Below are 9879 nucleotides of genomic sequence, written 5' to 3'. Positions count from 1 at the left end.
GGGGAGGGATGCCCCGCGTAGCGTGAACGGGGGCATGGGGGTCGGTTCATGTGACATGGTGACCGACACGCTAGACGAGGGGCAGGGCGCACTCAACATCCGCGTGCGTCTGTCGCACGCCCCATGCGCCCACCGCCCCGTGATGCCCGAAAGGATCAGGACCGCGCGACGAGGCTGTTCGCGACGAGTTCGCGCAGGACGGAATGCATGTGCGTGTTGCCCGCGACCGCATCCACCGAATCGGGGAAGTCGTTGAGGTCCACGCCGTTGGGATCGGTGGCGTAGCCCCCGGCCTCACGCACCAGCAGCACGCCGGCGGCGCAGTCCCACGGGCGGATGCCCAGTTCCCAGTATCCCTCGTACCGGCCCGCCGCCACCCATGCGAGGTCGAGTGCTGCCGCACCGAAGCGCCGCACGCCCGCGACCTGCGGCATCAGCGCGCCCAGCGTGCGGGCGAAGGACAGGCGGTTCTTGGCCGGGACCTTGGCAAACGGGATGCCCGTCGCGAACAGGGATTCGTCCATGTTGCGCCGAGCGGAAACACGCAGGCGGCGTTCGTTGAGGAACGCGCCAATGCCCTTTTCCGCCCAGAACATCTCGTTCGCGGCGGGGTTGTAGACAAGGCCCGCGACCATTTCGATCGTCCCGTCGGGCAGGCGGCGCTGCAGGCCGATGGAAATGGCCCAGTGCGGGATGCCGTGCAGGAAGTTGGTCGTGCCATCCAGCGGATCGACAATCCAGCGCCATGTCCAGCCATCACCACCCGCGGCGCCGCTTTCCTCCATCAGGAAGGCATAGCCGGGACGCGCGCGGCCAAGTTCCTCACGCAGGGTAGCTTCGGCGCGCAGGTCCGCCTGCGACACGAAATCGCCCGGTCCCTTGATGCTGACCTGAAGCTGTTCGACCTCATTGAAGTCACGCAGCAGCCGTCGCGCCGCTTTCTGCGCCGCATTCTGCATCACCGTCATATGAGGGGAAAGTCGCATTGCCACGGTGATCGGTCCTGTCTGGTTCGGCGGTGAATCGGAAATGGGAAGGGGATGGAAAAGGGCACGGCCGCCGCGAACGCCCGCATGGGCGTCGCGACATGTCGAAGGTCAGGACTTCGCCCGCTCGACGTAGCTGCTGTCCTCGGTGCGGACCACGATGCTCTCGCCCGCTTCGATGAAGGGGGGGACCATGGTCTTCACGCCGTTGGACAGGCGCGCGGGCTTGTAAGACGAACTGGCCGTCTGGCCCTTGACGACGGGATCGGCCTCGACCACCTCGAGCGTCACCTGGCTGGGCAGTACCACGCCCACCGGGTCACCTTCGACGAGGTTGAGGACCAGCGTCATGTTGTCCTGCAGGAACGGCGCCTGGTCGCCAAGCAGGTCGAGCGGAAGCAGCAGCTGTTCGAACGTCTCGGGGTCCATCAGGACGATGTTGTCGCCGTCCATGTAGGAATAGGTGTATTCCTTTTCCTCGGTCATCAGGCGTTCGACGGTATCCGCCGTGCGCCAGCGTTCGTTCGTCTTGTTGCCGGTCTTGAGGTCGCGCATCTCCACCTGGATGAAGGCGCCGCCCTTGCCCGGAGTGATGATCTGCTGCTTCAGGACCGTCCAGCGACGGCCGTCATGCTCGATGACCTGTCCGGCACGGATCAGGTTCGCCTGCTGTTTCATTGGGGTCTCTGTCTGAACTTGTGGGAATGTCTTGCAAGGATGGGCTTCTACCTTCCCCGGCGCGGAAGGGCAAGGTTTGCGCGCTCACCTTCTTCCACGCGGTGCGGCCTGCCCTGCGGATCGCGGACCTGCGTGATGGCCCCGCCGGCCGCGTCAAGGTAGCCCGGACCGATCGGCACCTTGCCGTATCCGCCGGGGATGTCGAGCACATAGGTCGGCCACGCCAGACCCGTCACCCGCCCGCGCAGGGCGGCCAGCAGGCGCTGTCCCTCGGCAATGGGCACGCGAAAGCGTGACGTGCCGGGGGCGGGGTCAAGCTGGTGCAGGTAATACGGCTTGACCCGCGCGGCGACGAGTGCGCGCAGCAGGGCCTCAAGCGCGTCAGGCGTGTCATTGACCCCGCGCAGCAGCACGGACTGCGCGATGACGGGGATGGCGCGGGCCTGCATGCGGCGGATGGAAGCGCGCGCGGCGGGTGTCAGTTCGCGGGCATGGTTGGCATGCACGACCACCCACAGGCTGCATGTGGTGTCCAGCGCCGCGACCATGTCCTCCGTCACGCGCTCCGGGTCGGCCACGGGTACGCGGGTGTGGATGCGGATGGTGTGGACGTGGGGCATCGCCTCCAGCGCGCGGATGATGTGGCCCATCCGCCGGGGCGAGAGCATCATCGGGTCGCCCCCCGACAGGATCACTTCCCCGATCGCCGGATGCGCCCGCAGCCAGTCGAGCGCACGTTCCAGCGCGGCCTCGTCCAGTACGCCGCCATCGGGGCCGACATGTTCGCGCCGGAAGCAGAACCGGCAGTAAAGCGGGCAGACCAGCAGCGGCTTGAGCAGCGCGCGGTCGGCATAGCGGTGGACGATGCCCGGCACGGGGGAGAGCGCGTCGTCGCCGATCGGGTCGGAGCGTTCCTCCGCCGTGATGCGCAGTTCCGCCGGGTCGGGGATGACCTGCAACCCGATCGGGTCGTCGGCATGTTCGATCAGTTCGGCAAAGGCGGGGGGAATGGCGGTGGCGTATTCGTGCGCCACCTCCTCCAGCGCGGGTTGCGCGGCCTGTGACACCAGCCCTGCCTCCACCAGGTCGCGGACGGTGCGTAACGTGCGCGTAGGCGTGGGGCGTCGGGTGTCTGGCATGGTGGTGCCTCATAATACATTGATAAATATCATAAAAGTTTTTGGGTGCCGGCTTTTTCCAAAAAGGCGGCGTTCTTCTGAAGCTTTTTTGGAAAAAGCTTCACCAAAAACTTCTTTACGATATCCGGGTTCGCAAAGGGGTTGACCGGCGGGGGGACTGCCGCGCTGTACTGCGCGCCGCTTTTTCCTGCAACCGGAGTTTTGTGCACCCATGCCCGAATCTGGCGATCCCGACCGCATTGCCGAACGCCTTGCCCTGCTGCGTCGTCGTGGACTGGTGGTGCGTGGCGTGCGCGCGTTTTTCGAGGGACGTGGTTATCTGGAGGTCGAAACCCCCTATGCCGTGCCCACACCGGGGGAGGAAGTGCACCTCAAGGTGTTCCGCACCGAGCGGCACCGCCCCGACGGGTCAGTGCTGCCGCTGTTTTTGCACACCAGTCCCGAATTCGCGATGAAGCGCATCGTTGCCGCGACGCACCTGCCGGTGTTCCAGATGGCCCGGGTCTGGCGCAATGCGGAAGGCAGCCGCCTGCATGCGCATGAGTTCACCATGCTGGAATGGTACCGCCCGCATGCCAGCCTGTCGGACCTGATGGACGAGACGGAGGCCCTGCTGCGCGCCACCCTGCCGCCGGTGCTGCCGGGTGCGGCCACGCCGGTCGCGATCACGCCTGCGTTCGAGCGCCTGACGATGGCGGAGGCATTCGCGCGGTATGCCGGGCTTGACCTGCTGGCGACGGGCGATGACGCGGCGGCCCTTGCGCATGCCGCCGGATGCACCCTGCGCGCGGGTGAAAGCTGGGAGGACCTGTTCTTCCGCCTGTTGATGGAGCGGGTCGAGCCGCAGATCGGCCGCGCGCGCCCGACCTTCCTGACCCACTGGCCCGCCAGTCAGGCGGCCCTTGCGCGGCGGGATCCGGCGGACCCGCGCGTGGCGCTGCGGTTCGAGCTTTATGCCGACGGGATCGAACTGGCCAACGCGTTCGAGGAACTGACCGACCCGGTGGAGCAGGAGGCGCGTTTTCGTGCCGACCGTGCCCGGCGGGCCGAACTGTATGGCGATGACCCGCAGGCGACATGGCCGATGGACCGCGCGTTCCTTGATGCGGTGGGGAACATGCCACCCTGCGCCGGGATCGCGCTGGGGCTGGACCGGCTTGTGATGCTGGCGGCGGGGACGCGCAGGATTGAAGACGTGCTATGGTTGCCCGGATAGGGACCACCCTCAGCGCCTGCCCAGGGAATGGGCAGCAGGTGAACGGAAGTTTTTGGTGAAGCTTTTTTCAAAAAGCTTCAGGAACGTCGCCCTCTTGAAAAAAGCCGGCACCTGAAAACTTCAGGAATCCCGTTCACTCACCTGCCGCATCCATCGCGGCGTTCATCGCCCGCACGCCTGCGCCCGGTCCGTCGGGATGGGACCAGACCGCGCTGATGACCGCCAGGAAATCCGCCCCCGCCCGCACCAGTGGGGCGCAGTTTTCGGGCGTGATGCCGCCGATCGCGACAACCGGCAGTTCCATCATGGAACTCCACCATGTCAGCAGGTCGGTGCCCGCGCGCACGCTGGTGTCCTTCGACGGTGAGGGGAAGAACGCACCGAACGCGATGTAATCGGCCCCGCCTTCGCCCGCGCGCATCGCCATGTCACGGCTGTCATAGCATGAGACGCCCAACTGCAGGTCATCGCCGAGGATGCGGCGTGCCTCCTCCACCGACATGTCCTCCATGCCGACATGCGCGCCGTCGCAGCCAGTGGCGCGGGCAAGGTCGGGACGGTCATTGAGGATGAAGGCCACGTCACGTTCATGCGCCACCGGGCGCAGCACGTCGATTGCCCGGCGGATCGTGTCGTCGGGCACGTCCTTCAGCCGTAGCTGCACCGCCGCCACCGGGCCGGCGTCCAGCGCACGGGCCAGCAGGGGGGCGAACTTCGGAGGGTCAAGCGACTCGGGCGTCACGAGGTAAAGCTGGCAATCGGTCATGGTGGTGCGATCATATGGCGCACATGCGCCATGGGGAACAGTCCCCTTTGCACGGTGGCTTCATGTGCCATGCGGGATGTGCCCGCCGGACGGGGTGTGGCGCAGGTAGGCACGCAGGCGCGCCGCCGCGTCCGGGCCGCCGATGGCGTGGGCATCCGGCCGCGCGCGCAGGCACCGCCCCCCCGTCACCCGCGCCAGTCCGGCAAGGGCTGCGTGCTGCGTGCAGGCCGGATCGACGATCACCCCCGCCAGACCGGCGCGCAGACCCTCCGCCGCGCGTCCCGCCGCGATGCCGCAGTCAAGGAACGCGGGCGCGGGCGTCTCCGCCGTCAGGGCACGCCACCATGCCACCCCCATGGAACATCCCGCATCCGGCGGCGATATCAGTGCGCAGGGCGGCATGCCCCCGTCCCCGTCCATGATGGCGCGCAGCAATGTGACCTCGTCATGCGTTGAAATGACGATGAAATGGAGAAGGTGCGCAAAATTGTCATGATTATCGATCATGCTTGACGTTCAGACGTCACCGGGCGATCTGTTGCAAGGGACCAGGGCAGGAAATTATGAAGGATGAACGTGTCCAATACTGACACAATGCAGGCGGGGCAGGAAGCATCCGTATCCACGCAGGACAGCACGCGCGACCCCGCGGACCGGCTGGAACAGGCGCTGACGCGTATCGCCTTTGCCATCGAATGCCGCGAACAGGGGACATGGCCGTCCCCTGACGCCATGCCATCGCCCACCACGGCATCGCCGACGGCGCAGGCCGCCGATCCGGGAATCGACCTCCAGGCACTTGCCGCGAATATCGACGCGCTGATCGCGCGCGTGCGCGACGCTCTTGCCGAAGTGGAGCCGACTGTCGTGATCGCGGAGATGAAGGGCGAAAAGGGCGAATGACAATGGGACAGGTCACAGTACGCATCAACGGCTATTCCTATAGCGTCGGGTGCGAGGAAGGGCAGGAGCAGCACCTTCAGGCCATGGCGCAGGAAGTGGAGCGGCGAATCGACCGCATCCGCGCGATTGGCGGCCATAGTGGCGAAGGACGGCTGCTTGCACTCGCAGCCCTGCTGATGGCGGACGAGATCCATGACCTGACGGCGGAAAAGATGTCCGCCGACACCGCCCACCAGTTGGCGCAGGGGCGGCAGGCCAAGATCGAGAACGAACGCCGCCGCGACCAGCTTGAACATCTTGTCGAGCGTGCGGAAAACATTGCAGCCGCCCTCGAACATGACTAGATAGCAGGTGCGGGGCTGCCGGACGCGTCAGGCAAAATTCAACCCCTGGGCCGATAAGCACTTCCTAAGGGAGCTGGCACTGTCGTGATCGTGGTCACGTTACCTGGCGCCCACCTGCACCTGCAGGTCCGGGAGGGCTGATAAGACCAACGGTCATGGTGGCTCCGTAATTCTCATGACGAATCCTGTTGATACCGATTCCCCCGCGCTGGCGGCGGCCAAGGCCGAACTGCGGCGGCGCTGCCGCGCCCTGCGTGAGGAAGCCCCCCCCACTCCGGCGCAGGAGGCGGCGCTGCGTGCGGGCATCGCGGCGCGGGTGGGCATGGCCCCGCCCGGCAGCGCGATCGCACTGGTCTGGCCATTGCCCGGTGAAATCGACCTCCGCCCGCTGTTCGGGCCGCTGCACCGGCAGGGCTATCGCGTATTGCTGCCCTTTACCCCGCCACGGGGGCAGCCGCTTTCCTTTCATCACTGGCATCCCGACGTGACGATGTGCAACGGGCGGTTCGCGACATGGCATCCCGACGGGCATGCCTATGTCCCCGACATGGTGTTCGTGCCGCTGCTGGCCTTTGACAGGCAGGGGGGGCGGCTGGGATATGGGGGGGGATATTACGATCGCACGCTGGCGCGCCTGCCCCATGCGGTTGCGATCGGCTATGGTCTTGCCGCGCAGGAGGTCGCGCACATTCCCATGGGCGTGCATGATGCAAGGCTGTCGGGCATTGTCACGGACCATGGATGGATCGGCAGTCACGGGGACGGACCGGTGCGGGCGTAAACAGGAAGGTCGGGTTTTTTGAGGATACTGTTTCTGGGCGACATTGTCGGCCGCGTCGGGCGGGAGGCGGTGATCAGCCGCCTGCCGGGATTGCGCAACCAACTGTCGCTGGACCTCGTGGTGGTCAACGGCGAAAATGCCAGCCACGGGTTCGGCCTGTCGCCCGCCATCGCGCGTGACCTGTTCGAGGCCGGGGCCGATGTCATCACGCTGGGCAACCATAGCTGGGACCGGCGCGACATGATCGGCCATATCGACGCCGAGCCACGGATCATCCGTCCCGCCAACTACCCCCCCGGCACGCCGGGGCAGGGCAGCGTGGTCGTCGAACTGGTGAACGGGCACAGGGCGCTGGTCGTCAGTGTCATGGGGCGGCAGTTCATGGATGCGATGGACGATCCGTTCCGCGCGGTGTCGGACATCCTCTCGCGCCATCGTCTTGGCGTCACGGTGCAGGCCATCGTCGTCGATGTCCATGCCGAGGCGACGAGCGAGAAATGGGCCATGGGCCATGTGTGCGACGGGCGCGTGTCGCTGGTGATCGGCACCCATACCCACACGCCCACCGCCGACCATCGCATCTTCCCCAAGGGGACGGCGTTCCAGACCGATGCGGGCATGTGTGGCGATTATGACAGCGTCATCGGCATGGGCAAGGATGCCGCCATCGCGCGTTTCGTGCGCAAGATGCCCGGCGATCGCCTTCAACCGGCGGAGGGGGAGGCCAGCATCGCGGGCATGATGGTCGAAACCGATGACGTCACCGGCCTTGCCCGGCGGATGGCCCCGGTGCGGTTGGGCGGTCACCTGGCGCAGACCCTGCCGGATTTCTGAAAAGACATTCCAGCAAGGATCTGAAAATAAATAAAAGTTTTTGGGTGCCGGCTTTTTTCAAAAAGGCGGCGTTCCTTGAAGCTTTTTGGGAAAAAGCTTCACCAGAAACTTTTATCTCCTGATCGGATGGCGTCTGACGGCACGCGGGCGGCTGCCATCAACGGAAGGCCGGTTCGTCAAAGCCACGCAGCTTGCGCGAATGCAGGCGGTCCACGCCCTGCGCGCGCAACTGCCGCATGGTCTCGATCCCCACGATCAGGTGCTGGCGCACGCGTTCGCGATAGAAGGCGTTGGCCATGCCGCGCAGCTTTACCTCCCCATGCAGGGGCTTGTCCGAGACGCACAGAAGCGTGCCGTAGGGGACGCGGAACCGGAACCCGTTGGCCGCGATGGTGGCCGATTCCATGTCCACCGCGATGGCGCGCGTCATGTTGATGCGCGTGAACAGCGCCTCCAGCCGGAGTTCCCAGTTGCGGTTGTCCGTGGTCATGACCGTGCCGGTGCGCAGCCGGGTCTTGAGTTCCGCGTCATGCAGGCCCGTCACCCGTTCGGCCACATCCTGCAACGCCATCTGCACTTCCGCGATGGGGGGAACGGGCACCCATGGCGGCAGGTCCTCGTCCAGTACGTTGTCGTCACGCAGGTAGCCATGGGCCAGCACGTAATCGCCCAGCCGCTGCGTCCGGCGCAGTCCCGCGCAGTGCCCGACCATCAGCCAGCAATGCGGGCGCAGCACGGCCAGATGGTCCGTGATCGTCTTCGCGTTGGCCGGGCCGACCCCGATATTGACCAGCGTGATGCCATCGCCATCGGGACGGCACAGGTGATAGGCCGGCATCTGCGGCAGGCTGCCCGCGCTGCCGGGGGTATCGGGCGTGTCGCCCCGATGGTGGATGATGCCGCCGGGTTCGACGAAGGCGTCATATTCCCCGCCGGAATCGACCTGGCGGTGGCCATATTCGCGAAAGGCATCGACGTAGCGCTGGTAATTGGTCAGCAGGATGAAGCGCTGGAAATGTCGCGGCGCAGTGCCGGTGTAATGATGCAGCCGGGCAAGGGAGTAATCGGTGCGTTCGGCGGTGAACAGCGCCAGCGGACGCGGTGTGCCCGGACGTGGGATCTGTTCGCAGTTGGCGATCGAATCGTCGGTCATCCACAAATCGGGCAGCGCGAAATGCTGCTGCAGCCATGCCATGTCCCCTTCGCTGAGCGAGGTTACGGCGTCTTCCATCACATAGGACAGGGGAATGGGCCTGCGTGAACGCCCGACCAGCACCGGCTGTCCGTAATGGCGCAGCAGGATGCCGATCTGTTCGCGCCAGTAGGCATGATACAGTTCCGGGTGCGTCAGTGTCGTGCCGTAGAACCCCGGTTCAAGCACGATGTCGAATGGCGGCCGTGGCACGTCGCGCGCCAAGCCGCCTTCCTGCGCAAAGGCGAGGTAGGGATATACCCCGCGTGCCAGTCCGCTGGTGTCGCGCGTGGCAAAGGCGTCGCGCAGCAGGCGTGCTGCCGTGTCATACAGTTCGGTAATCCGTGCGACTGCGGCTTCCGCATTGTCGAAGGCTTCGAAATCGGTCCCGACTTCGTCCAGCAGGCGCATCGTCGTGGGCGTCATGGCGGCTTTTTCCCTTCCATCTTGTGGAAACTATGAAGAGGACGGGAAAAACAATCAACTAACGCACTGGCATGGTGCCCGCAGGGGAACATGCCGGGTGGGAACTGATAAAAGTTTGGGGCTGGCATAGGTAAGCCAACAGAGGCTTGATATGTTGTATGAAAGCACGTCGTCGCAGCCGGCTGCCTGTCAGCATCCAAAAGCGCCTTCTGGAGCACTTCGTGGCGGGAACGCCCGCCCGGAGCGCTGCCGAACTTGTCGGCGTCAATCGCAATACAGCGACCCTGTATTACCGGAAATTACGAGAGATCATCGCGGAACAGATTGCTCATGAGGCACCGGTCTCAGGTGAAATTGAAGTCGATGAGAGCTATTCCGGTGGACATCGCAAAGGAAAACTGGGCCGGGGTGCTGCCGGAAAAGTGGCTGTCTTTGGCCTGCTGAAACGGCATGGCCGCGTCCATGCCCTCATGATCCCCAATGCAGGACATCAGACACTGATGTCCTGCATTCGAAAGAAAATACAGCCGGATTCAATCGTCTACAGCGATTCCTGGCACGCTTACGACAAACTGGATGTCTCGGAATTTCATCACGAACGCATCGATCACAGC

13 protein-coding genes and 1 other RNA gene are annotated in these 9879 nt (G+C 65.0%); 7 read left to right on the top strand and 7 right to left on the bottom strand.

The window, feature by feature from the left end:
- Positions 1–155: 155 nt before the first annotated feature.
- From HNH97_RS13970 to HNH97_RS13955, 4 genes are all read right to left on the bottom strand, one after another.
- A complete protein-coding gene (locus tag HNH97_RS13970; RefSeq protein ID WP_171791292.1) occupies positions 156–986 on the bottom strand; it encodes an inositol monophosphatase family protein in 831 nt (276 codons plus the stop codon).
- Between the two features lie 111 nt (positions 987–1097).
- Positions 1098–1664, bottom strand: coding sequence for an elongation factor P (gene efp / locus HNH97_RS13965; protein WP_110094863.1), 567 nt, complete (start codon positions 1662–1664; stop codon positions 1098–1100).
- 47 nt (positions 1665–1711) lie between these two features.
- A complete protein-coding gene (locus HNH97_RS13960; protein ID WP_171791289.1) occupies positions 1712–2803 on the bottom strand; it encodes a lysine-2,3-aminomutase-like protein in 1092 nt (363 codons plus the stop codon).
- A gap of 29 nt (positions 2804–2832) precedes the next feature.
- Positions 2833–3012 carry a hypothetical protein gene (locus HNH97_RS13955; RefSeq protein ID WP_171791288.1) on the bottom strand — a complete coding sequence of 60 codons (180 nt, stop codon included), beginning with the start codon at positions 3010–3012 and terminating at the stop codon, positions 2833–2835.
- Between the two features lie 2 nt (positions 3013–3014).
- Between HNH97_RS13955 and epmA the strand changes: the two genes are divergently transcribed.
- Positions 3015–4019, top strand: coding sequence for an EF-P lysine aminoacylase EpmA (gene epmA / locus HNH97_RS13950; protein ID WP_110912466.1), 1005 nt, complete (start codon positions 3015–3017; stop codon positions 4017–4019).
- A 133-nt stretch (positions 4020–4152) separates the two neighbouring features.
- Here the strand turns inward: epmA and thiE are convergent, their stop codons facing one another.
- Together thiE and HNH97_RS13940 are read right to left on the bottom strand one after the other, a co-directional pair.
- The gene (gene thiE / locus HNH97_RS13945) at positions 4153–4785 is read right to left on the bottom strand and encodes a thiamine phosphate synthase (protein WP_171791287.1); all 633 of its coding nucleotides are present in this window, start codon (positions 4783–4785) and stop codon (positions 4153–4155) included.
- Between the two features lie 60 nt (positions 4786–4845).
- Positions 4846–5292 carry a hypothetical protein gene (locus tag HNH97_RS13940; protein ID WP_244949471.1) on the bottom strand — a complete coding sequence of 149 codons (447 nt, stop codon included), beginning with the start codon at positions 5290–5292 and terminating at the stop codon, positions 4846–4848.
- A 63-nt stretch (positions 5293–5355) separates the two neighbouring features.
- Between HNH97_RS13940 and HNH97_RS13935 the strand changes: the two genes are divergently transcribed.
- From HNH97_RS13935 to HNH97_RS13915, 5 genes are all read left to right on the top strand, one after another.
- Entirely contained in the window at positions 5356–5688 is a 333-nt protein-coding gene (locus HNH97_RS13935; protein WP_110912468.1) for a hypothetical protein, read from the top strand.
- Between the two features lie 2 nt (positions 5689–5690).
- The gene (locus tag HNH97_RS13930; RefSeq protein ID WP_171791286.1) at positions 5691–6032 is read left to right on the top strand and encodes a cell division protein ZapA; all 342 of its coding nucleotides are present in this window, start codon (positions 5691–5693) and stop codon (positions 6030–6032) included.
- A gap of 9 nt (positions 6033–6041) precedes the next feature.
- Positions 6042–6201, top strand: a non-coding RNA gene (gene ssrS, locus HNH97_RS13925) — 6S RNA.
- 6 nt (positions 6202–6207) lie between these two features.
- Positions 6208–6813 (top strand): 5-formyltetrahydrofolate cyclo-ligase, encoded by a 606-nt coding sequence (locus HNH97_RS13920; protein ID WP_171791285.1) that lies wholly within the window; start codon positions 6208–6210, stop codon positions 6811–6813.
- An 18-nt stretch (positions 6814–6831) separates the two neighbouring features.
- The gene (locus HNH97_RS13915) at positions 6832–7647 is read left to right on the top strand and encodes a TIGR00282 family metallophosphoesterase (protein WP_171791284.1); all 816 of its coding nucleotides are present in this window, start codon (positions 6832–6834) and stop codon (positions 7645–7647) included.
- Positions 7648–7804: 157 nt separating this feature from the next.
- Here HNH97_RS13915 and HNH97_RS13910 read toward each other — a convergent pair whose 3' ends face one another.
- Positions 7805–9265 (bottom strand): AMP nucleosidase, encoded by a 1461-nt coding sequence (locus HNH97_RS13910; RefSeq protein ID WP_227744603.1) that lies wholly within the window; start codon positions 9263–9265, stop codon positions 7805–7807.
- Positions 9266–9423: 158 nt separating this feature from the next.
- On the opposite strand from HNH97_RS13910, the gene HNH97_RS13905 reads away from it, so the two are divergent.
- Positions 9424–9879: IS1595 family transposase (locus tag HNH97_RS13905; RefSeq protein WP_171791283.1), on the top strand; the 456-nt coding region annotated here is incomplete at its 3' end.

This window comes from Gluconacetobacter entanii (assembly GCF_013155425.1).
GTDB classification, from domain to species: Bacteria; Pseudomonadota; Alphaproteobacteria; order Acetobacterales; family Acetobacteraceae; genus Novacetimonas; species Novacetimonas entanii.
This window is presented reverse-complemented; position numbering and strand designations above follow the sequence as displayed.

What these genes read in the sequence shown, in the direction of transcription:
- HNH97_RS13970 (WP_171791292.1), bottom strand. Translation starts at nt 986, where the DNA reads ATGCGACTTTCCCCTCATATGACGGTGATGCAGAATGCGGCGCAGAAA.
- efp (WP_110094863.1), bottom strand. Translation starts at nt 1,664, where the DNA reads ATGAAACAGCAGGCGAACCTGATCCGTGCCGGACAGGTCATCGAGCAT.
- HNH97_RS13960 (WP_171791289.1), bottom strand. Translation starts at nt 2,803, where the DNA reads ATGCCAGACACCCGACGCCCCACGCCTACGCGCACGTTACGCACCGTC.
- epmA (WP_110912466.1), top strand. Translation starts at nt 3,015, where the DNA reads ATGCCCGAATCTGGCGATCCCGACCGCATTGCCGAACGCCTTGCCCTG.
- thiE (WP_171791287.1), bottom strand. Translation starts at nt 4,785, where the DNA reads ATGACCGATTGCCAGCTTTACCTCGTGACGCCCGAGTCGCTTGACCCT.
- HNH97_RS13940 (WP_244949471.1), bottom strand. Translation starts at nt 5,292, where the DNA reads ATGATCGATAATCATGACAATTTTGCGCACCTTCTCCATTTCATCGTC.
- HNH97_RS13935 (WP_110912468.1), top strand. Translation starts at nt 5,356, where the DNA reads ATGAACGTGTCCAATACTGACACAATGCAGGCGGGGCAGGAAGCATCC.
- HNH97_RS13930 (WP_171791286.1), top strand. Translation starts at nt 5,691, where the DNA reads ATGGGACAGGTCACAGTACGCATCAACGGCTATTCCTATAGCGTCGGG.
- HNH97_RS13920 (WP_171791285.1), top strand. Translation starts at nt 6,208, where the DNA reads ATGACGAATCCTGTTGATACCGATTCCCCCGCGCTGGCGGCGGCCAAG.
- HNH97_RS13910 (WP_227744603.1), bottom strand. Translation starts at nt 9,265, where the DNA reads ATGACGCCCACGACGATGCGCCTGCTGGACGAAGTCGGGACCGATTTC.